The sequence below is a fragment of the Thalassovita mangrovi genome (genome assembly GCF_009857745.1).
Taxonomy (GTDB): Bacteria; Pseudomonadota; Alphaproteobacteria; order Rhodobacterales; family Rhodobacteraceae; genus Thalassobius; species Thalassobius mangrovi.
This window is the reverse complement of the sequence record NZ_WWEN01000004.1, coordinates 1-20,420: the sequence shown is the minus strand read 5'-3', so window position 1 is coordinate 20,420 and position 20,420 is coordinate 1. Positions and strand designations below refer to the sequence as shown.

Below are 20,420 nucleotides of genomic sequence, written 5' to 3'. Positions count from 1 at the left end.
GCCGGGCCAGCGCCAGTCCGCGGGGTGGCGCTGCTCACCTCTGAGCATGGCACTTTATCCCGCCAAATCCGTGCGTCCCATCGGCGTGGGAACAAGCCTCGCAGAAGCGCCAGTCCGTCCGGGCGGACTGGCGCTGGCCCGGCGGCCTGAGGGCCTTGTTCCGGGCCGGGACTTCCTCACCCCTGCCCGATCAGCTCCGCCGCCTCGTCCAGCAGTTGCACCACCTCCTCGTCCGAGGTCTGACCGAAATCGACGTAATGCAGCCCGATGGCCTGGAACGGGGAAGGCGTCGACAGGCAAATCAACTCGTCCACCTCGGCGCGCATTTCCTCGACCACGTCCTGCGGCGCCACCGGTACCGCCAGCACCAGCTTGGCCGGCTCGCGCCGCCGCACCGCCTTCAAGGACGCCCGCGTCGTCGCGCCGGTGGCGATACCGTCATCGACCACGATCACCGTGCGGCCCTTGATCGGCACCTGGGTCCGGCCGCTGAGGTAAACGCCGCGGCGGCGGCGGATTTCATCCAGCCGCGAATGCGACATCTTCTCGATATCCTCATCGGTCAGGCCGAAGGCCTGCGCGATGCTCTCGTTCACCACGATCTGCGGATCGTCGCCATTGACCACCGCCGCCACCGCCAGTTCCTGCTGCCCCGGTGCGCCGATCTTGCGCACCATGACAAGGTCCAGCGGCGCCTTCAGCGCGCGCACCACCTCGATCGCCACCGGCACGCCGCCGCGCGGCAGCGCCAGGATCACCGGGTCGTCGTAATTCTTTTCCGCCAGTACCTCGGCCAGCGCCTTGCCCGCCTCGGTGCGATTGAGAAAACGGCTCATTGCTGATCCTCCCCGGAAAAATGCGTCTCGAACCAGTCGCCCGCCAGGTCGATCACCTGGTCCAGCGTGCCCGGTTCCTCGAACAGATGGGTGGCGCCCGGCACGATCTTGATCTCATGCGGGCAGGTCATCTGCGCCGCCGCCGCCTCGTTCAGGTCGATCACCGGCCCGTCATGGCCGCCCACGATCATCAGCACCGGCGCGCGCACCTCAGGCAACACCTGCCCGGCCAGATCGGGCCGCCCGCCGCGCGATACCACGCTGGCGAAGCGGTCGGGCGCCTGCGCCGCCGCGACCAATGCCGCCGCCGCCCCGGTGCTGGACCCGAACAGCGCCACCGACAGATCGGCCAGCGCCGGTTGCCCCATCGCCCAATCCACCGCCGCGACCATCCGGCCGCCCAGCAGCGGGATGTCGAAGACGTTGCGCCGGTCCAGCGCCTCCTCCTCGGTCAGCAGGTCGAACAGAAGCGTGGCGATGCCGCGCTGCCCCAGGGCCTCGGCCACGTGGTTGTTGCGCGGGCTGCGGTGGCTGCTGCCTGCGCCATGGGCAAAGATCACCAGCCCGATCGGATCGTCGGGCACCCGCAAGATTCCTTCCAGCTGTTTCGGGCCGACCGAAACGATCCCCTGCTGCGTCATGTTCCCCCCTTCGCCGCGCGCTGCGGCCTGTCCTGAGTGGCAATGCGTGCAGGAAGGGTGACGGATCGCGGAAAGGGTGTCTTTGACCGAGGTCATGTTGTCTTGGCGAGGCCCGCGCAGGTCGGCACTGGACTTGCAGCGATGCGCCCGACTGCTTGGTGCGTGATACCCGGCTTAGCCCCGAAAAAGCCGCATTCACGCTTTATGGTTCACATCGGGGCGAAAGAGAGGCGAGACCATGTACGTTGACTATGGTGATAAACTCGAGCGTAACCGGATCGCGAAATCCGTCCAACGCGCCCTTCTGAACGGCGCCGTATTCGCCGCAGCCCTGCTGGCAATCGGCGTCATCGGCTGGACCGCTCTCGGCGCATCGCTTGGCGAGGCAAGCATCAGCCTGCCGGAGCCGCCCAAGCTGGTTCACTGAAGACGCGCGGCACCAGGGCGTCGCCGCATCGGAACCTGCCAATGCCTGCCGCCGAAAGGCCCGGCGCCCGCCCCTAGCTCAGCCCGCCAGCGCCGCTTTCACGCAGGCGGTGAAATCCTCGCCGCGCTGTTCGAAATTGTCGTATTGGTCGAAACTCGCCGCCGCCGGGGCCAGCAGCACGGTGTCGCCCTCTTCCGCCTCTTCCATCGCGCGGGCCACCGCCTGCTCCATCGTGGTGCAGACCTCCGCCTCGCAGCCTTCCAGCTGCAATGCGAAACCCGCCGCCTCGCGGCCGATCACATAGGCTTTCTTCACCGATCCCAAAGCGTCCAGCAGCGGCCCCAGCCCGCCTTCCTTCTGCAAACCGCCGCAGATCCAGCGGATGTTGGGAAACGCCCGCAGCGCCTTTTCGGCGCTATCGACATTGGTGGCCTTGCTGTCGTTGACGAAGCGGATACCGTTTTGTTCGGCGATGGTCTGGCTGCGATGCGGCAGCCCGCCGAAGCTCTGGAACGCCTGTTCGATCATCCGTGGCGCCAGCCCCAGCGTGCGGCAGGCGGCGTAAGCCGCGCAGGCGTTCTGGTGGTTATGCGCACCCGGCAGCCCGGTGATCCCGCGCAGGTCGATCGACCCGGCCTGACGGCCCTTGCGGTATTCGCTCAAATATCCCTTGCGGGCAAAGACGTTCCAGCCCGGCCCGGTCAGTTTGCTATCGGCCGACACCCGGATCACCCGGTCGTCCGCCGCGCCCTGCCCCATCTGGTTGGCCAGGTAGCGGCCTTCGTTTTCATCCACCCCGATGACGGCGCGGTCCGGCCCGCCCTCGGCGAACAGCCGCCGCTTGGCTGCGAAATAACCGCCGATGCCGCCATGCCGGTCCAGGTGATCGGGCGACAGGTTGGTGAACACCGCAACGTCGGGGGTCAGCGCCCGGGCCAGGTCGGTCTGGTAGCTGCTGAGCTCCAGCACGATCACCTCGCCATCGACGGGCGGGTCGATATCCAGAACCCCGCGGCCGATATTGCCCGCCAGCTGCGCCGGTTTGCCGGCTTCGACCAAAACGTGATGGATCAGCGCCGAGGTGGTCGATTTGCCGTTCGACCCGGTCACCGCGATCACCCGCGGCGGGGTGTCGTAATGATCCCAGTCGCCCGATCCCAGCGAACGGAAGAACAGCCCGATATCGTTATCCACCGGCACGCCCGCCTCCCAGGCGGCGGCGACGACCTTGTTCGGTTCGGGGTACAGATGCGGAATGCCCGGGCTGACCACCAGCCAGGCGATATCGTCGAAGGCGCCCAGGCGGGTCAGGTCGCGGATGTCGAAATCTTCCGCCTCGGCCCGGCCGCGCGCCTGCGCGTTGTCGTCCCAGCAGACCGGGATCGCCCCGCCCAGCCGCAGCGCCCGTGCCGCCGCCAGCCCCGACCGGCCCAGCCCCAGAATGGCAACGCTGCGCCCTTCAAATCCCGTGACAGGTATCATGCCTTATCCCCAACTCTCACCATCTTCGCGTTTCTTCTTGGCCCAAATACTCCCGCGCGGAGCGCGAAATCCCGAGGAGTGGGCCAAGGGCCCGCGACGAGACAAAACTGCGCGCGCGCAACGGGCGCGCACAATTGAACAACAGCCTCAGCGCACCTTCAGCGTGGCCAGCCCGATCATCGCCAGAATCAGCGCGATGATCCAGAACCGGATCACGATCTGCGGCTCGGCCCAGCCCTTTTTCTCGTAATGGTGATGGATCGGCGCCATCAGGAACACCCGCTTGCCGGTGCGCTTGAAATACAGCACCTGGATGATCACGCTCAGCGCCTCGACCACGAACAGACCGCCGACGATGGCCAGCACGATTTCGTGCTTGGTCGCCACCGCGATCGCGCCCAAAGCCCCGCCCAGGGCCAGCGACCCGGTATCGCCCATGAAGACGGCCGCCGGCGGCGCGTTGTACCACAGGAAGCCCAGGCCGCCGCCGACCAGCCCCGCGACGAAGATCAGGATCTCGCCGGTGCCGGGCACGTAATGCACATCCAGATAATCGGTGAAGTCGACCCGGCCCACCGCATAGGCGATGATGCCCAAGGCGGTGGCGGCGATCATCACCGGCATGATCGCCAGCCCGTCCAGACCGTCGGTCAGGTTGACCGCGTTGGCCGCGCCCACGATCACGATCATGGCGAAGGGGATGAAGATCAGGCCGAGATTGATCAGCGTGTCCTTGAACACCGGCAAAGCCAGCCGGTATTGCAGCGCCTCGGGGTGGTACACGGTCGCCCAGTACCCGGCGATCCCGGCGATCACGAAGCCCAGCAGCAGCCGCAGCTTGCCCGGAACCCCCTTGGTGTTCTGCTTGGACACCTTGGCATAATCGTCAGCGAACCCGATCAGCCCGAAGGACAGCGTGACGAACAACACCAGCCAGACGAAGGGATTGTCGAGCCGCGCCCACAGGATGGTCGAGGTCAGCAAAGCCCCCACGATCAGCAGCCCGCCCATGGTCGGCGTACCGGCCTTGACGAAATGGCCCTCGGGGCCGTCGTCGCGGATCGGCTGGCCCTTGCCCTGCCGCCTGCGCAGCACGTCGATCAGCGGCCGCCCGAAGATGAAGCCGAAGATCAGCGCCGTCATGAAGGCCCCGCCCGACCGGAAGGTGATGTAGCGGAACAGGTTGAAGAAGTCGCCACCGTCCGAAAGTCCGGTCAACCAGTAAAGCATATTCAGGCCCCTTGTTCAGATTGGGGCGCGGCATGGCCCAGTTTTCGGATCGCGTCAACAACCTTGGACACTTTCGACCCTTTCGATCCCTTCACCAGCACCACGTCGCCGGCATCGATCAGCCGGTGCGCCCGCTCGGCCAGCTTGCCGGCGGTTTCGGTCCAATCGCCGCGCTGCTGCGCGGGCAGACGCGCCCAAAGCCGGTTCATCCGCGGCCCGACGCAATGGATCACGTCGATATCGGCAATCCAGGGCAGATCGGCCAGGTCTTCGTGCATCTCGATCTCGTCGTCGCCCAGTTCCAGCATGTCGCCCAGGATCGCCACCCGCCGTCCCTTGGCGACGCGGCCGATCCCGTCGCGCGGCTGCGCCGCGGCCAGAACTTCCAAAGCGGCGGCCATCGAGGTGGGGTTGGCGTTGAAGGCGTCGTCGATCAGCTCGAGCGCCTGATCCTCGGTCACCGGATCAAGCTGGATACGTTCGCGCATCCCCCGCCCCGCAGGCGGTTGCCAGCGCGCCAGGTCGGCGGCTGCCATCGTCGGGTCAAGCCGCAGCGCGTGGATCACCGCCATGACGCCCATTGCGTTGACCGCGAAATGCCGCCCCGCGGCCATGATCTTGAACAATATCGGGCTGCGCCAGCGCCGCCCCCGCACCACGGTGACGTCATCGACCAGGGTTACCTCGGTCAGCCGGTGGTGATTGCGCGCCGCCTCGCCGAAGGTGATGATGCGCGCGCCGTGCTGGCGCGCCGCGTCTTCCAGGATCGGTGCGGTATCCAGATCGCCATTGGTGACGGCCACGCCGCCCGGTTCCAGCCCGTCGAAAATGGCCGCCTTTTCGCGCGCGATCGCCTCGATATTCTCGAACGCCTCCAGGTGGGCGGCGGCGACGGTGGTGATCATCGCCACATGCGGCCGCGCCATCCGCGCCAGCGGGGCGATTTCGCCCGCGTGGTTCATGCCGATCTCGATCACCGCGAAATCCGTGTCGCGCGGCATCCGCGCCAGCGTCAGCGGCACGCCCCATTGATTGTTGTAACTGGCCTCGGCCGCGTGGGTCTTGCCCTGCCCGGTCAGAACGGTGCGCAGCATTTCCTTGGTCGAGGTCTTGCCGACCGATCCGGTGACCGCCACGACCCTGGCATCGGTCCGCGCGCGCGCCGCGCGGCCCATGTCCTCAAGCCCCTTCAGAACATCGGGCACGATCAGCAGCGGCGCATCCTCGGCCACGCCCTCGGGCACATACGAAACCAAAGCCGCCGCCGCGCCCTTTTCCAGCGCCTGCGCCACGAAATCATGCCCGTCCCGCGCCGCCTTCAGCGCGACGAACAGGTCGCCCGGGCGGATCGTGCGGGTGTCGATGGAAACGCCATCCGCCTGCCAGTCGCAAGTGGCGCGCCCGCCGGTGGCCTTCGCGGCCTCATCTGCGGTCCAAAGCGTCATGCCATCCCCCCGTCCAGCGCCGACACCGCGACGCTGGCCTGTTCGGCATCGTCGAACGGATAGGTCACGTCGCCCACCACCTGGCCGCTTTCATGCCCCTTGCCCGCGATCAGCAGCGCGTCACCCGGCCCCAAAGCATCGACGCCGCGCAGGATCGCCTCGGCCCTATCGCCGACCTCGATCGCGTCGGGGCAGCCCATCATCACGTCCTGGCGGATCGCGGCGGGGTCTTCGCTGCGCGGGTTGTCGTCGGTGACGATCACCAGATCGGCGTTTTCCGCCGCCGCCTGCCCCATCAGCGGCCGCTTGGTACGGTCGCGGTCGCCGCCCGCGCCCACCACCGCCACCAGACGGCCCATCACATGCGGGCGCAGCGCGGTCAGCGCGGTTTTCACCGCGTCGGGTGTATGGGCGAAGTCTACGAAGACGGTGGCGCCGTTGGCGCGCGTCGCGGCCAGCTGCATCCGGCCCCGGACGGTGCCCAGATGCGGCAGGGTTTCGAACACACGGTCGGCATCGGCGCCCGCGCCGATCACCAGACCGGCGGCCAGCAGCACGTTTTCGGCCTGGAAGCCGCCGATCAGCGGCAGCCGCACCAGATGCGATTTGCCCTCGAAGCCGAAGCGCAGTTCCTGCCCGGTGGCGTCGAAACGCTGGCCCTGCAGTTGCAGATCGGCCAGCGGCGTTCGGCCGACGCGGATCACCCGCTGGCCGCGCTCGGCGGCCAGTTCGGCGATGTCCTGCCCGCGCGGGTCGTCGATATTGACCACCGCGACGCCGTCTTCGGGCAGAACCCTTGTGAACAGCCCCGCCTTGGCGTGGAAATAATCGTCGAACGTGGCGTGATAATCCAGGTGATCCTGGGTGAAATTGGTGAACCCCGCCGCCTTCAGCTGCACCCCGTCCAGCCGCCGCTGCGCCAGCCCGTGGCTGGAGGCTTCCATCGCGGCATGGGTGATGCCGGCATCGGCGCAGGCGGCCAGCATCCGGTGCAGGGTGATCGGTTCGGGCGTGGTGTGATGCAGCGGCGCCTGATAGGCGCCCTCGACCCCGGTGGTGCCTAGGTTGACCGCGTCGAAACCCAGTTCCGTCCAGATCTGCCGCGCGAAGGTGGCGACCGAGGTTTTGCCATTGGTGCCGGTGACGGCAACCATGGTTTCGGGCTGCCCGCCGAACCACAGCGCGGCGGTATAGGCCAGCGTCTGGCGCGGGTCCTCGGCGACGATCAGCGCGGCCTCGCTGCGCGACAGCGCGTCGGCGGCGATCCGGGCGCCCTCGGCATCGGTCAGGATGGCACCGGCGCCCAGTTCCAGCGCGGTTTCAACGAAAGTCGCGCCATGCACCTTGGTGCCCGGCAGCGCGGCAAACAGGTAACCCTTGCGCACCTCGCGGCTGTCCACCGCCAGCCCTGCGATGAAGGGATTGCGGCCGCCTTGCGCGGTCAGCCCCAGTTCCCCCAGCGACTTTCCTTGTGATTTGCCCTGCTCTGCCATCGTGCGCCTTTCCCGGCTTAGTTCGATGTCAGGGTTATATCAGCCAGTGTGGCGGGTTCAATCTCGGGCCGCAGCCCCAGAAGCGGCGCGATGCGGCGGATCATTTCGGCGGCCACCGGCACGGCGGTCCAGCCGGCGGTGCGGCGCGGTTCGGGACCGGAATTTTCCGACGGTTCGTCCAGCGTCACCACCAGAACGTATTGCGGATCATGCGCCGGGAACATCGAGGCGAAGGTGGCGATCACCCGGTCCTCGTAATACCCGCCGCCGTTTTCCTTGGGCTTGTCGGCGGTGCCGGTCTTGCCCGCCACCGCGTAGCCCGGCACCTCGCCGAAGCTGGCGGTGCCTTCGCTGACCACCTTGCGCAGCATCATCCGCGCGGCGCGGGCGCTTTGCGACGACATCACCCGCGGGCCCATCTGCGGGGCATCCTGTTTCAGCAGCGTCGGCGTCACCTTGGTGCCGCCATTGGCGATGGCGGCATAGGCGGCGGCCAGGTGCATCGGCGTCGCCGACAACCCGTGGCCGTAGGAAATCGTCATCGTCGACAGTTCCGACCATTTCGGCGGCAGCAGTGGCGTGCCGCCGCCCGCCTCGGTCAGCTCGACCGGGGTGGCCTCGAAGAAGCCGAGATTCTTGAGGAAATCCTTCTGCCGCTCAACACCGATTTCCTGCGCGATGCGCGCGGTGCCGATGTTGGAGGATTTCACGATGATCTGGGTCAGGCTCAATTCCTTGCCGTAATTGTGGAAATCACGGATGCGGAAGCGCCCCCACCGCAGCGGGCCGCGGATATCGACCACGGTTTCGGGCTGCGCCAGCCCCAGTTCCATCGCCTGCGCCGCGGCGAAGATCTTGAAGGTCGACCCCAGCTCGTAGACGCCCTGAACCGCGCGATTAAACAGCGGGCTGTCGGCGGCGTGGCCCTGGGTCGGCGGCCGTGGCCGGTCGTTCGGGTCGAAATCGGGCAGCGAGACGAGCGAGACAATTTCGCCGGTATGCACATCCAGCAGAACCGCCGCCGCGCCCTTGGCGTTCATCAGCTTCATGCCGCCGTAAAGCACCCGTTCGGCCGCCGCCTGCACCGACAGGTCGAGCGACAGTTGCAACGCCTTGCCCTCGTTGGCGGGGTCGCGCAGCATGTCGTCGAAGCGGCGTTCGACGCCCGCCACCCCGATCACCTCGGCCGCGTGCACGCCTTCGCGCCCGAACCCGGCGCCCCCCAGCACATGGGCGGCCAGATGGCCGTTGGGGTAAAGCCGCATTTCGCGCGGGCCGAACATCAGGCCGGGATCGCCGATATCGTGCACCGCCTGTTTCTGTTCGGGGCTCAGCTTCTTGCGAATCCACAGGAATTTGCGTTTTCCGGTGAAATCTTCCAGCAATTCATCGCGGTCCAGATCGGGGAAGATGCGCGCCAGTTCCTCGGCGGCATGCTGCGGGTCGATCAGTTGCGGCGGCTGCGCATAAAGCGAATAGGTTTCCAGGTTGGTGGCCAGGATACGGCCCTGCCGGTCGACGATATCGGCGCGCTGCGCCACGATCCCGGCCCCAGCGGCGCTGGCGCGCGGTTCGGTCGGTTCCGACGCCGACAGCATCGCCATCCGTCCGCCCACCGCCGAAAAGGCGCAGAGGAAGAACAGCCCCAGCACCAGCAGCCGGCCCTCGGCCCGTTGCCGGGCGCGGTCGCGCATTTCCTCGTGCCGCAGGCGGATGTTTTCACGCTCGATCGCGTCGGGGTTTTCGCCCTTCTGACGGGCTTCGAGGATACGGGCCAGCGGGCGCAGCGGTGTCCGGATCATCACATCCCCCCGCGCGACGACACGTCCACCGGTTCGGTGATGACGAAATTGGAAACCTGCGCCGGATAGGCGACCTGATCGACCTTGCCGAACTGTTCCGGCGCCAGCGGCAGCAGCCCCAGCCGGTCGAAATTGATCTCGGCCAGTTCGCGCAACCGGTCGGGCCGGTTGAGATAGGCCCATTCGGCCCGCAGCATCGCCAGCCGCGACCGGGTGGCGCCGATCCGGGCCTGCAGGTCCTCGGTCTGATCCAGAGCCGCCTGGGTCTTGTAATTTTCCTGATAGGCCCAGAAGGCGAGCCCGATCACCGACAGGGCGGTCACGATATAAAAGAAACTGCGCATCGCTTATTTCCCTTTCAGCATCGGCATGCCCAATCCCTTGCGGTCACACGGCCCCGCCGGGGCCTCGGTGCGGATCCCCACCCGCAGCTTGGCGCTGCGCGAGCGGGGGTTTTCCGCCAGTTCCTGATCGTCCGGGCCGATCGCCTTGCGGGTCTTCAGGGTGAACTGGGCCGCCTCTTCCTGCTGTTCCGGCGCATAGCGGCTGCCGCGTCCGCCGCCGCCCGAGCGCTGCTGGAAGAACCGCTTCACCATCCGGTCCTCGATCGAATGGAAGGTGACCACGGCCAGTTGTCCGCCCGGCTTCAGCGCCCGTTCGGCGGCTTCCAGCCCGCCGATCAACTCGCCGTATTCGTCGTTCACCGCGATGCGCAGCGCCTGGAAACTGCGGGTGGCGGGATGCGATTGCCCCGGTTTCGACCGCGGCAGGCAACCCTCGATGATCTGCGCAAGGCGCAGGGTGGTTGTGATCGGTTCGATTTCGCGTTCGCGCAGGATCGCCCTGGCGATGCGGCGGCTGGCGCGTTCTTCGCCGTAATGGAACAGGATATCGGCCAGGTCGCTTTCGCTGGCCTCGTTGACGATATCCGCCGCCGACCGGCCCTGCTGGCTCATCCGCATGTCGAGCGGGCCTTCCTTCATGAAGGAAAAGCCCCGTTCGGCCATGTCGAGCTGCATCGAGCTGACGCCGAGGTCGAGCACAACGCCGTCGAGGTCGGTCGCGTATTCGTCCAGCCGGGAAAACACCCCCTGCACCAGTTCCAGCCGGTCGCCGTACTGACCGGCCCAGGGCGCAGCCATTTCAAAGGCCAGCGGGTCGCGGTCGACGCCGATCACCTTGTCGGCGCCCGCGTCCAGCAAGGCGCGGGAATAGCCGCCAGCGCCAAACGTGCCGTCGAGCCAGGTACCGGAAACGGGGGAAACCGCCTTGATCAGCGGGCGCAGAAGAACCGGGATATGCGGGGCGTCATCGGGGGTCGGGACCGTGTCGGTCATGTTATGCCCCCTCCGCACCATCCAGCAGCGTCAACGGATCGAAATCCTCGTCCTGTTCGGACAGGAATTCGTCGATCTCGGCAGCTTCTTCGGCGGTATAGGTATCGGCGTTCCAGATTTCGAAATAATCGCCCATCGCGACCATCGTCGCCTCGCCTTCCAGCCCGATCTGCGCGCGCCGTTCCTTCGGCAGCACGATCCGGCCGTCGCGGTCGATCTCGGTTTCCAGCGATTTGCCGAGGATCATCCGGCTTGCCATCTGGCGTTTCTTCGATCCGCGCGGCAGGGATTTGATGTCGGCCTCGATCTCGGCCATCGCCTCGATCGTGTAGGCGTGCAGGCAGCCCTTCAGATGCGGGCCGTAAAGCACCACCATGCGCGGATTGGGATTTTGCGGGAAGTCCGGGTCGCCGTCTTCGAGCACACGGCGAAAAGCAGCCGGGATCGACATCCGACCCTTGCCGTCAACCTTCTGGCTGAACTCGCCTCTGAAACTCAGACCCACTGTCTTGGCCCGTCCCTTTGTTGCCCGCCCAGGCTTGTTGGCGCTTACCCGCGGGTCCGGAAAACGAAACGGCGGATTGAGCTGCTGCCACTGCCCAATCCGCCGCCCTCGTCCCGCCTCGCGGGGTGTCCAGCTGCGCGCGCCACCTGGGGGGATGTCTGCTCGCCCGCGCGCCGGATCTCTCTAATTTCGATGAAAGCGGGTGCCTGTATGAAACCTGACTTGGGATTTTCGCGGGGTCTTGTTGCCCCTTATTGTTCCCGTCCTCATCGTGTGAACTAGAAGTGCCATGGGAATTCATGGAAATCAACAGGAAATTTCCCCACGACTCGGCGATTCATGCTTTTAGCAGCAATGTGACAGTCAGGGAAAGTGCTGAATTATGGCGATAATTTGGCAGTGGTAGAATCAAAAGCCAACCAGACCACTACATATAGTTTCGATTTGGCAGGGCCGAGCGATCCCATAAAGTCCCAAAAAATTTTCATCAACACCTCAAAACCCTGTCCTGCAGCGCGGCGCGCGATGGGAAATGCCGAGAATTCGCCGGGATTTCCCATGGCATTCCGGCCCGTCGCGCCCCAAAAGCAAATCACCTTCGCGCGACGGACCAACAGATCCCGCACCGTTCCCATGGTTTCCCAAATGCAGGCGCCCGGACGGATTTCCTTCCCGGTTCACCCCAAAAGTGCCTATAGTGGCAGCCACAGAACTTTCCGCTTCTCTTTCCCGGCAAAACCGGATAGGTCGCACGGCTTATTCACGCGGCCCGCCCTTTTCCGGCCCTTCGGGACTGTCGCCACCGCCAAGGACACTATTCCGACATGACGCTTCCTTCTGATCTTCCCGCGGCACTGGCCGAGGCGCTGAGCACGCGCGGTTACGACACGCTGACCCCTGTGCAACAGGAAATGATCCGCCCCGACCTGGCCGAACGCGACCTGCTGGTTTCGGCGCAGACCGGGTCGGGCAAGACCGTGGGCTTCGGGCTGGCGCTGGCGCCGACCCTGCTGGGGGAGGAAGACCGCCTGCCCTTCGCCGCCACGCCGCTGGCGCTGATCATCGCGCCGACGCGGGAACTGGCGCTGCAGGTGCGGCGCGAATTCGAATGGCTTTACGCGGGCACCGGCGCGGTTCTGGCCTCCTGCGTGGGCGGCATGGACATGCGCACCGAAAAGCGCGCGCTGGAACGCGGCGCGCATATCGTCGTCGGCACGCCGGGGCGTCTGCGCGACCATATCCAGCGCGACAGCATCGACCTGTCCGCGATCCGCGCCGTGGTGCTGGACGAAGCCGACGAGATGCTGGACCTCGGGTTCGCCGAAGACCTGGAATTCATCCTGGGCACCGCGCCGGACACCCGCCGCACCCTGATGTTTTCCGCCACCGTCCCGAACGAGATCGAGCGGCTGTCGAAAAGCTTCATGCGCGACGACGCCGAGCGGGTGAAAACCACCTCGGCCACGCCGCAGCACAGCGATATCGAATACCGCGCCTTCACCGCCCAGCCGCAAGCGACCGAGGGCGCGGTGATCAACACCCTGCGCTATTACGATGCGCAAAACGCCATCGTGTTCTGCAACACCCGCGCGATGGTGAACCGGCTGACCGCGCGACTGTCGAACCGCGGCTTCCAGGTGGTGGCACTGTCGGGCGAGCTAAGCCAGAGCGAACGCAGCCACGCGCTTCAGGCGATGCGCGACGGCCGGGCACGGGTCTGCGTGGCGACCGACGTGGCGGCGCGCGGCATCGACCTGCCGAAGCTGGACCTGGTGGTGCATGCCGAATTGCCGACCGGATCGGAAACCCTGCTGCACCGTTCGGGCCGCACCGGCCGCGCCGGGCGCAAGGGCGTGTCGGCACTGATCGTCACCCATCGCAGCCACAAGAAGGCCGACCGCCTGCTGCGTTTCGCCAAGGTTAAGGCCGAATGGGGCCCGCCGCCCTCGGCAGATGACGTGCGCGAAAAGGATCGCGAACGGATGCTGGCCGATCCGGTCTGGACCGATCCGGCGCCCGAGGCGCAACTGGATTTCATCCAGACCCTGACCGACACGTTCAGCGCCGAACAGCTCGCCAAGGCCTACCTGGCGCTGTACGAGGCGCGCCATTCGGCGCCCGAAGACCTGGATGTGCCGGAAAAGGTGGAAAAGCGCGAACGCACGCCCTTCGGTCCCTCGGCCTGGATCGGGCTGACCATCGGCAAGTCCGAGCGCGCCGAAGCGCGCTGGCTGCTGCCGATGCTGTGCCGCGCAGGATCGATCGACAAGGACGATATCGGCGCGATCCGCATCCAGGACAAGGAAACCTTCGTCGAAATGAAGGCCGCCGCGCGGGATCGGTTCATGGACAAGATCGGCGCCGAGGCGGTGCTGGAACAGGGCATCCGGGTGATCGTGCTGGACGCCGCCCCCGACCTGCCCTCTCGCCCCGCCCCGAAACCCGGCGCCCATGCCAAGCGCGTCTGGGGCAAGCCCGAGGGCCAGGGCCCGCGTGACAAGCCATACAAGAGCGACAAACCCTATAAGAGTGACAAGCCCTATAAGAAGCGTGACGACAATTACGTCAAACGCGACGACGAGGTGCACGCGCCGCGCAAACCCCGCGCCAAGGCCGATGACCGCGATTTCGCCGACAAGCCGCGCGGCAACAAGAAATGGGACAAGCCCGCGGGCGGCGACAAACCCGCCCATAAGGGCAAACCGCCCCATAAGGGAAAGCCCGGCGGAAAGCCCAGTGGAAAACCCAGCGGCAGGCCCGGCAAGCCCGAAGGCGGTGCCAAACCGGCCGCCCGCCCCGCTTCCACCTTCAAGAAGGGCGCCAGCGACCCGTCTGCCCGCATGGGCAAGCCCAAGCGCCGCGGCGCGGGCCCCGACCGCGGCCCCGACGCGATGCCCCGGCGGAAGAAGTAATAAAAAAGGCGGCCCCAGCGGGCCGCCTTCTTCTTTTCTACCTTGCCGAAGCGGTAGCCACCTTACGCCATGCCGCCCTCGATCAGCCGCTCGGCCAGTTTCGCGTAAGCCTCGGCCATCGGGCCGTTCCCGGCGGCGACCGGCGTGCCGGTGTCGCCTGCAAGGCGGGTATCCAGGTCGATCGGCAATTGCGCCAGCAGCGGCACGCCCAGCTTCTCGGCCTCATCCGCGACGCCGCCATGACCGAAGATATGCGCCTCGTGACCGCATTCGGGGCATTGGAAGAAGGACATGTTTTCCACCATTCCCAGGATCGGCGTCTTCAGCGTGTTGAACATGTCGATCGCCTTGCGCGCGTCGATCAGCGCCACGTCCTGCGGCGTCGACACGATGATCGCGCCTTCCAGCACCGCGCGCTGGCACAGGGTCAGCTGCACGTCGCCGGTGCCCGGCGGCAGGTCGACGATCAAAACGTCCAGCTCGCCCCAGTTCACCTGACCCAGCATCTGCTGCAGCGCCCCCATCAGCATCGGCCCGCGCCAGACCACCGCCTTGTCGGGGTCCAGCATCAGCCCGATCGACATCAGCGTGACGCCATGGGCATGCAGCGGTTCGATGGTCTTGCCGTCGGGGCTGGCGGGGCGCTTGTTGACGCCCATCATGCGCGGCTGGCTGGGACCATATATATCTGCATCCAGCAGCCCCACTTTGCGGCCCTGCTTGGCCAGCGCCACGGCAAGGTTTGACGATACGGTGGATTTGCCCACCCCGCCCTTGCCCGATCCGACCACCAGGATGCGGTCGACGCCGGCCGGTTTCAGCGGCTCGGCCTGCGGCTTGGGGTGACCGCCGACCTTCAGGCTGGGCGCAGGCTTCTGCGGCGCCGGGCCATGCGCGGTCAGCGCCACCGTGACCGTATTCACGCCGTCAAGCGAAGCGACACAGCGTTCGGCGGCGGCGCGCAGCGGCTCCATCGCGCGAGCGGCGTCCGGATTGGGGGCCTCGATGACGAAACGCACGGTATCGCCCTCGATGCTCAGCGCCCGCAGCATGTCGCGCGAGACCAGGGTGCCGCCGCCGGGCAATTCGATTTGTTCCAGCGCCGATTCTATTTCTTCCCGCGTGACTGCCATGACTCTCTCCTTACGATTCGTCGCAATAGAAGGCGGTTTTGCGGCAGTGACAAGCCCCGAGCACAAGCCCCAATGCGCCAGTTCCCCGCGATTACCCTACGAAAGTGGGAGCGACAAATCGCCCTGTGCTTACCGATTGGTCAAAAACTCCGCACCCCGAAGAATAGGTCAGTATTGCGTATGCATTTCGTGCATAGCTGCATTGCAGCATCGGTCATTGTGCAGTCGCAGCAAAAGGTCCAAATATGGCTCAACAGAACGAACACGGCCCAACGGGCAGCTAAGAATACGAAAGAGATGAACATGGCAACTGCATCCGATATCCGCACCAACAACACCGGTGTCGTCGATCGCGTCGCCGCCTTCTTCAACGAAGTGGGCGCGCGTTACGCCCGCTACAAAACCTATCGCGAGACGCTGAACGAAATGGCGTCGCTGAGCAACCGCGAACTGCGTGACCTGGGCCTGTGCCGGTCGCAACTGCGCTCGGTGGCTTGGGAACACGCCTACGGCGAACACTGAATTCACGGATCAGACGCGCCTTCCTCCTCCCTGGCGCTTCTGTGAACTGGCGGCGACATCGTCCTCCTCCCTGATGTCGCCGCACCAAATTCGGACCTGAATGGTCCAAAGAGATGCGCAACCTCTCTCCTCCTCCCTGAGGTTGCGTTGTCAAGAGCGGCGGTCCCCTCTCCTCCTCCCTGGGGATCGTCGCGCCTGACACACATATTCGACGGGATCCTCTCCTCCTCCCTGGATCCCGATCGTTGCAAGAGCGGTGGCCCTTCTCCTCCTCCCTTAGGGTCACCGCGCCTTGCCCCAGATACGGCAGCCTCTCTCCTCCTCCCTGAGGGTGCCGGACCAAAGACGGCGGTGCCCCTCCTCCTCCCTGGGCGCCGCCGTTTTTTTATTGTCCGCAGGGTTGTTGCGGCTGCGGGGAGGCATTTCGAAAAGCAGAAGAAAACGGGGTTGTGCGGGCCGAAGCACCGGCGAGGACTGCATCATCGATGCAGAAGTGCCCGCCCGCGCGGGCGGGCCTTGCCCGGCAGCGCCGCCGGGCAACTGTTCAGATAGGAAGATGTGATTTGCAGGCTGAAGCTTCAGGCGACCGTCAGAACGGCACGTCGTCGGCGCCGGTCACGAAGCGCGCCACCACCTTCTTCACCCCGGCCTTTTCGAAATCCACCTCGAGCTTGTCGCCCTCGATGCCCAGGATCGCGCCGTAGCCGAATTTCTGGTGGAACACCCGTTCGCCGACCGTATGAGAACTGACCGCTTCCAGATCGAGCACCGTGCTGCGCGCCCCGCGCGACTGGCTGGGCTGGCTGGCCGGGCGGGCGGAGCTACGCTCCTGCATCCGTTTCCAGCCCGGCGAGTTGTAAACATCTGCCTCCGACGCGCGGGTTTCGATCCCCGACCGCGCCGGCGCCGCCGCGCCATAGCCGCCTCCATAGAGCCCCGGCGGTGTCAGCACCTCGACATGTTCCTCGGGCAGTTCGTCGATGAAGCGCGAGGGCAGCTGCGATTGCCACTGGCCGAAGACCCGGCGGTTTCCGGCGAAGGAAATCGTGCAAATCTCCTCGGCGCGGGTGATGCCGACATAGGCAAGGCGGCGTTCTTCCTCCAGCCCCTTCAACCCGGTTTCGTCCATCGAGCGCTGCGACGGGAACAGCCCGTCCTCCCAGCCCGGCAGGAACACGGCGGGGAATTCCAGCCCCTTGGCCGCGTGCAGTGTCATGATCGACACCTTGGCGCCGTCATCGCCCTTGTCATTGTCCATGATCAGCGCGACGTGTTCCAGGAACCCGGCAAGGTTTTCGAACTGTTCCAAGGCCTTGACCAGTTCCTTGAGGTTTTCCAACCGACCCGGCGCCTCGGGCGTCTTGTCGTTCTGCCACATGGCGGTGTAGCCGGATTCGTCCAGGATGATTTCGGCCAGCTCCATATGCGACAGGTCCGGTTCGCCATAGCGAACCTGCGGCGCGGCGCCGTCATCGATCACCGCGTCGTCGTTTTCGTCAAAGGCCAGAACCGGGCCGCGGGTCATGCCGTGCCAGCGCGCCAGACCGTCGACCAGCTGACGCAGGGCGGCGCCGCCCTTGCCCTTGATATCGCCATTGTCCAGCGCGATCCGCGCGCCGTCGACCAGGCCGACGCCATGGGCGCGTGCCACCGCCTGAATGGTCTGCTGCGCCTTGTCGCCAAGCCCGCGCTTGGGCGTGTTGACGATGCGCTCAAACGCCAAATCGTCCTCGGGGCTGACCACCAGCCGGAAATAGGCCATCGCGTCGCGGATTTCCATCCGTTCGTAAAAGCGCGGGCCGCCGATGACGCGGTACGGCAGGCCGATGGTCAGGAACCGGTCCTCGAAGGCGCGCATCTGGTGCGAGGCCCGCACAAGGATCGCGATATCGTCGAGGTCGAAGGCGCGCATGCCGCGGGTGCCGCGCTGCATCGATTCGATCTCTTCGCCGATCCAGCGGGCTTCTTCTTCGCCGTCCCAATGGCCGATCAGGCGGACCTTTTCGCCGCCCTGCGCCTCGGTCCAAAGCTCCTTGCCCAAGCGGCCTTGGTTGCCGCGGATGACACCGCCTGCCGCCGCAAGGATATGTTCGGTCGAGCGGTAATTCTGTTCCAGCCGCACCACCTGCGCGCCGGGAAAATCCTTTTCAAACCGCAGGATATTGCCCACTTCAGCGCCGCGCCAGCCATAGATCGACTGATCGTCGTCGCCGACGCAGCAGATGTTCTTGTGCCCGCCCGCCAGCAGCCGCAGCCACAGGTATTGGGCCACGTTGGTATCCTGGTATTCGTCCACCAGGATGTATTTGAACCAGCGGCGGTATTGCTGCAGCACGTCGTCATGCTGCTGCAAGATCGTCACCACATGCAGCAGCAGGTCGCCGAAATCGGTGGCGTTCAATTCGCGCAGCCGGGTCTGGTACTGGGCGTAAAGTTCGATCCCGCGGCCGTTGAAGGCGTTCGCCTCGGCCCCCGGCACGTTTTCCGGCGTCCAGGCGCGGTTTTTCCAGTGGTCGATGATTCCCGCCAGTTGCCGCGCAGGCCAGCGCTTGTCGTCGATATTGTTGGCCGCGATCAGCTGTTTCAGCAGCCTGATCTGATCGTCGGTGTCGAGAATGGTGAAGTTCGACTTCAGCCCCACCAGTTCGGCGTGACGGCGCAACAGCTTGACGCAGATCGCGTGGAAGGTGCCCAGCCACGGCATCCCCTCGACCGCCTGGCCCAGCATCCGGCCCACCCGTTCCTTCATTTCCCGCGCCGCCTTGTTGGTGAAGGTGACGGCGAGGATTTCGTTGGGCTGCGCCCTTCCGGTATTGAGCAGATGCACGATCCGCGCGGTCAGCGCCTTGGTCTTGCCGGTGCCGGCGCCCGCCAGCATCAGCACGGGCCCGTCCAGCGCCTCGACCGCCGCGCGTTGGGCGGGGTTTAATTCGTCAAGGTAAGGTTGCGGCCGCGCCGCCATGGCGCGGGCCGACAGCGAGGCGCCCTCGAAGGCGTCATGTTCGTCGAAACTGCTCATGTGGACAATCTAGCGCGGGCGGCGGGCGAGATAAAGGGACGTTCTCATTCTGTTCCCCAGGTTTTCTGCGGCCAAAAGCAGGGCAAGGGGGCGCTGCCCCCTCTGGGCCGCTGGCCCATTCACCCCCGGAGTATTTTTGCCAAGAAGAAACAACGAGTTTGCTGGACATTTGCCGCGCGGAGCGTCCAAATGCGGGGATGGATTTGCATCGGAAATATCCCGCCATCAGCGACCTGAAGGCCCGCGCCCGCAAGCGGATGCCGTGGTTCGTGTTCGAATATCTCGACAGCGCCACCGGGGTGGAGGCGGCGCAGAAGCGCAACCGCGAAAGGCTGGACGCGGTGGAGCTGATGCCCTCAATCCTGCATGGCGAGATGGAACCGGACCTGTCGGTGGACCTGTTCGGCAAGCGCCTGCCGCTGCCCTTCGGGGTCAGCCCGGTGGGCATGTCGGGGCTGTTCTGGCCGCAGGCGGAACGTCTGCTAGCGCAGGCGGCAACCAGGCACGGGATTCCCTATGGGCTGTCGACCGTGGCCAGCCGGACGCCGGAAGAGGTCGGCGATTGCCTCGATGGCAATGGCTGGTTCCAGATCTATCCGCCGCGCGACCCGGATATCCGCGCCGATATGCTCAAACGCGCCCGCGACGCGGGGTTTTCCACCCTGGTGCTGACCGTCGACGTGCCGGTGGCGAGTCGTCGCGAGCGGCAGGTGCGCTCCGGCCTGACCAGCCCGCCGCGGTTGACGCCGCGCCTGCTGACGCAGGTGGCGCGCTGCCCGGCCTGGGCGCTTGGCACCGCCCGCACCGGCATGCCGCGGATGCGGCTGATCGACAGCTATGCCGAAAACGTCACCGGGCTGGGATCGACGGAACATGCGGGGTATCTGCTGCGCACCTCGCCGGACTGGGATTACCTGAAGGCGCTGCGCGACGGCTGGGACGGGCCGCTGGTGGTGAAGGGCGTGCTGAATGCGCGCGACGTGAAACCGCTGGAACAGGCCGGGGTCGATGCGATCTGGGTGTCGAACCATGCCGGGCGGCAATTCGACGCCGCTCCCGCCACCATCGAGGTGCTGCCGGCGATCCGCGCCGAAACGACGCTGCCGGTGATTTTCGACAGCGGCATCGAGGGGGGCCTGGATATCTGCCGCGCCCTCGCGCTTGGCGCCGATTTCGTGATGATGGGCCGGGCCTGGCATTATGCCCTTGGCGCGCTTGGCGCGGCGGGGCCGGATCACCTGGTCGATATGCTGACAAAGGACCTGCAGTCCAACCTGGGCCAGATGGGCGTTGCGCGGCTTGCCGATCTGCCGGGACGGCTGACATAGAGGTATCGCCGCCTGTGGCGCGGCACGTTTGCGATAACGGTTTTGCATTCCTGCAAAGCAATCGACTGATTGCATCGGGCGCAACTTAATCGCCGCGCCAAGCAACTTGACATTGGTCAGGAATTGTTACCGATATGTCGCAAAACGACGAGCGCTGCATCGCAGCATGACAAAGTGTACGTTTCGTGCACACTCTATAAGACCGGGGGACCCTCCATGGCCGATTTCACCAAGATCCTGATAGCGAACCGAGGCGAGATCGCGATCCGCATCATGCGGGCCGCGAACGAGCTGGGCAAGAAGACCGT

Annotated in this window: 18 protein-coding genes; 5 read left to right on the top strand and 13 right to left on the bottom strand. The window is 65.8% G+C overall.

Annotation, left to right across the window (positions count from 1 at the left end; all coding sequences use genetic code 11):
* Nucleotides 1-176: 176 nt before the first annotated feature.
* Complete coding sequence (locus GR167_RS10365; RefSeq protein WP_160973426.1) at nucleotides 177-836, bottom strand: phosphoribosyltransferase; 660 nt, start codon at nucleotides 834-836, stop codon at nucleotides 177-179.
* Complete coding sequence (locus tag GR167_RS10360; protein WP_160973425.1) at nucleotides 833-1,477, bottom strand: dienelactone hydrolase family protein; 645 nt, start codon at nucleotides 1,475-1,477, stop codon at nucleotides 833-835. The genes GR167_RS10365 and GR167_RS10360 overlap by 4 nt, the downstream gene beginning before the upstream one ends.
* A gap of 238 nt (nucleotides 1,478-1,715) precedes the next feature.
* Between GR167_RS10360 and GR167_RS10355 the strand changes: the two genes are divergently transcribed.
* Nucleotides 1,716-1,904 (top strand): hypothetical protein, encoded by a 189-nt coding sequence (locus tag GR167_RS10355; RefSeq protein ID WP_160973424.1) that lies wholly within the window; start codon nucleotides 1,716-1,718, stop codon nucleotides 1,902-1,904.
* Nucleotides 1,905-1,982: 78 nt separating this feature from the next.
* Here GR167_RS10355 and murD read toward each other — a convergent pair whose 3' ends face one another.
* From murD to GR167_RS10310, 9 genes are all read right to left on the bottom strand, one after another.
* Nucleotides 1,983-3,386: a UDP-N-acetylmuramoyl-L-alanine--D-glutamate ligase gene (gene murD / locus GR167_RS10350; protein WP_160973423.1), complete on the bottom strand. Its 1,404-nt coding sequence runs from the start codon at nucleotides 3,384-3,386 to the stop codon at nucleotides 1,983-1,985.
* A gap of 147 nt (nucleotides 3,387-3,533) precedes the next feature.
* Nucleotides 3,534-4,616 (bottom strand): phospho-N-acetylmuramoyl-pentapeptide-transferase, encoded by a 1,083-nt coding sequence (mraY, locus tag GR167_RS10345; RefSeq protein WP_160973422.1) that lies wholly within the window; start codon nucleotides 4,614-4,616, stop codon nucleotides 3,534-3,536.
* Nucleotides 4,617-4,618: 2 nt separating this feature from the next.
* Entirely contained in the window at nucleotides 4,619-6,061 is a 1,443-nt protein-coding gene (locus tag GR167_RS10340; RefSeq protein ID WP_160973421.1) for a UDP-N-acetylmuramoyl-tripeptide--D-alanyl-D-alanine ligase, read from the bottom strand.
* Complete coding sequence (locus tag GR167_RS10335; protein WP_160973420.1) at nucleotides 6,058-7,554, bottom strand: UDP-N-acetylmuramoyl-L-alanyl-D-glutamate--2,6-diaminopimelate ligase; 1,497 nt, start codon at nucleotides 7,552-7,554, stop codon at nucleotides 6,058-6,060. The genes GR167_RS10340 and GR167_RS10335 overlap by 4 nt, the downstream gene beginning before the upstream one ends.
* Nucleotides 7,555-7,571: 17 nt before the next feature.
* On the bottom strand, nucleotides 7,572-9,356 hold the full coding sequence (locus GR167_RS10330) for a peptidoglycan D,D-transpeptidase FtsI family protein (protein WP_160973419.1): 1,785 nt from the start codon (nucleotides 9,354-9,356) through the stop codon (nucleotides 7,572-7,574).
* The gene (gene ftsL, locus GR167_RS10325) at nucleotides 9,356-9,700 is read right to left on the bottom strand and encodes a cell division protein FtsL (RefSeq protein WP_160973418.1); all 345 of its coding nucleotides are present in this window, start codon (nucleotides 9,698-9,700) and stop codon (nucleotides 9,356-9,358) included. The genes GR167_RS10330 and ftsL overlap by 1 nt, the downstream gene beginning before the upstream one ends.
* 3 nt (nucleotides 9,701-9,703) lie before the next feature.
* The gene (gene rsmH, locus GR167_RS10320; protein WP_160973417.1) at nucleotides 9,704-10,693 is read right to left on the bottom strand and encodes a 16S rRNA (cytosine(1402)-N(4))-methyltransferase RsmH; all 990 of its coding nucleotides are present in this window, start codon (nucleotides 10,691-10,693) and stop codon (nucleotides 9,704-9,706) included.
* A 1-nt stretch (nucleotide 10,694) separates the two neighbouring features.
* The gene (gene mraZ / locus GR167_RS10315) at nucleotides 10,695-11,198 is read right to left on the bottom strand and encodes a division/cell wall cluster transcriptional repressor MraZ (protein ID WP_160973416.1); all 504 of its coding nucleotides are present in this window, start codon (nucleotides 11,196-11,198) and stop codon (nucleotides 10,695-10,697) included.
* 380 nt (nucleotides 11,199-11,578) lie between these two features.
* Nucleotides 11,579-11,833, bottom strand: a complete 255-nt coding sequence (locus GR167_RS10310; protein ID WP_160973415.1) for a hypothetical protein — start codon at nucleotides 11,831-11,833, stop codon at nucleotides 11,579-11,581.
* 189 nt (nucleotides 11,834-12,022) lie between these two features.
* Between GR167_RS10310 and GR167_RS10305 the strand changes: the two genes are divergently transcribed.
* On the top strand, nucleotides 12,023-14,110 hold the full coding sequence (locus GR167_RS10305; protein ID WP_160973414.1) for a DEAD/DEAH box helicase: 2,088 nt from the start codon (nucleotides 12,023-12,025) through the stop codon (nucleotides 14,108-14,110).
* Between the two features lie 62 nt (nucleotides 14,111-14,172).
* Here GR167_RS10305 and GR167_RS10300 read toward each other — a convergent pair whose 3' ends face one another.
* The gene (locus GR167_RS10300; RefSeq protein WP_160973413.1) at nucleotides 14,173-15,243 is read right to left on the bottom strand and encodes an Mrp/NBP35 family ATP-binding protein; all 1,071 of its coding nucleotides are present in this window, start codon (nucleotides 15,241-15,243) and stop codon (nucleotides 14,173-14,175) included.
* Between the two features lie 303 nt (nucleotides 15,244-15,546).
* On the opposite strand from GR167_RS10300, the gene GR167_RS10295 reads away from it, so the two are divergent.
* Entirely contained in the window at nucleotides 15,547-15,765 is a 219-nt protein-coding gene (locus GR167_RS10295) for a DUF1127 domain-containing protein (protein ID WP_160973412.1), read from the top strand.
* 589 nt (nucleotides 15,766-16,354) lie between these two features.
* Here GR167_RS10295 and GR167_RS10290 read toward each other — a convergent pair.
* Nucleotides 16,355-18,784, bottom strand: a complete 2,430-nt coding sequence (locus GR167_RS10290; RefSeq protein ID WP_160973411.1) for an ATP-dependent helicase — start codon at nucleotides 18,782-18,784, stop codon at nucleotides 16,355-16,357.
* 197 nt (nucleotides 18,785-18,981) lie between these two features.
* Here GR167_RS10290 and GR167_RS10285 point away from each other — a divergent pair, with 197 nt between their 5' ends.
* Both GR167_RS10285 and GR167_RS20410 read left to right on the top strand, forming a co-directional pair.
* A complete protein-coding gene (locus GR167_RS10285) occupies nucleotides 18,982-20,112 on the top strand; it encodes an alpha-hydroxy acid oxidase (protein ID WP_160973410.1) in 1,131 nt (376 codons plus the stop codon).
* 216 nt (nucleotides 20,113-20,328) lie between these two features.
* Nucleotides 20,329-20,420, top strand: a 92-nt coding sequence (locus GR167_RS20410) for a biotin carboxylase N-terminal domain-containing protein (protein WP_212769938.1), incomplete at its 3' end; no start/stop codon positions are given.

Bases quoted from the DNA above. Each gene is read 5' to 3' on its own strand.
- GR167_RS10365 (WP_160973426.1), bottom strand. From the start codon at position 836: ATGAGCCGTTTTCTCAATCGCACCGAGGCGGGCAAGGCGCTGGCCGAG.
- GR167_RS10360 (WP_160973425.1), bottom strand. From the start codon at position 1,477: ATGACGCAGCAGGGGATCGTTTCGGTCGGCCCGAAACAGCTGGAAGGA.
- GR167_RS10355 (WP_160973424.1), top strand. From the start codon at position 1,716: ATGTACGTTGACTATGGTGATAAACTCGAGCGTAACCGGATCGCGAAA.
- murD (WP_160973423.1), bottom strand. From the start codon at position 3,386: ATGATACCTGTCACGGGATTTGAAGGGCGCAGCGTTGCCATTCTGGGG.
- mraY (WP_160973422.1), bottom strand. From the start codon at position 4,616: ATGCTTTACTGGTTGACCGGACTTTCGGACGGTGGCGACTTCTTCAAC.
- GR167_RS10340 (WP_160973421.1), bottom strand. From the start codon at position 6,061: ATGACGCTTTGGACCGCAGATGAGGCCGCGAAGGCCACCGGCGGGCGC.
- GR167_RS10335 (WP_160973420.1), bottom strand. From the start codon at position 7,554: ATGGCAGAGCAGGGCAAATCACAAGGAAAGTCGCTGGGGGAACTGGGG.
- GR167_RS10330 (WP_160973419.1), bottom strand. From the start codon at position 9,356: ATGATCCGGACACCGCTGCGCCCGCTGGCCCGTATCCTCGAAGCCCGT.
- ftsL (WP_160973418.1), bottom strand. From the start codon at position 9,700: ATGCGCAGTTTCTTTTATATCGTGACCGCCCTGTCGGTGATCGGGCTC.
- rsmH (WP_160973417.1), bottom strand. From the start codon at position 10,693: ATGACCGACACGGTCCCGACCCCCGATGACGCCCCGCATATCCCGGTT.
- GR167_RS10310 (WP_160973415.1), bottom strand. From the start codon at position 11,833: ATGGGAACGGTGCGGGATCTGTTGGTCCGTCGCGCGAAGGTGATTTGC.
- GR167_RS10305 (WP_160973414.1), top strand. From the start codon at position 12,023: ATGACGCTTCCTTCTGATCTTCCCGCGGCACTGGCCGAGGCGCTGAGC.
- GR167_RS10300 (WP_160973413.1), bottom strand. From the start codon at position 15,243: ATGGCAGTCACGCGGGAAGAAATAGAATCGGCGCTGGAACAAATCGAA.
- GR167_RS10295 (WP_160973412.1), top strand. From the start codon at position 15,547: ATGGCAACTGCATCCGATATCCGCACCAACAACACCGGTGTCGTCGAT.
- GR167_RS10290 (WP_160973411.1), bottom strand. From the start codon at position 18,784: ATGAGCAGTTTCGACGAACATGACGCCTTCGAGGGCGCCTCGCTGTCG.
- GR167_RS10285 (WP_160973410.1), top strand. From the start codon at position 18,982: ATGGATTTGCATCGGAAATATCCCGCCATCAGCGACCTGAAGGCCCGC.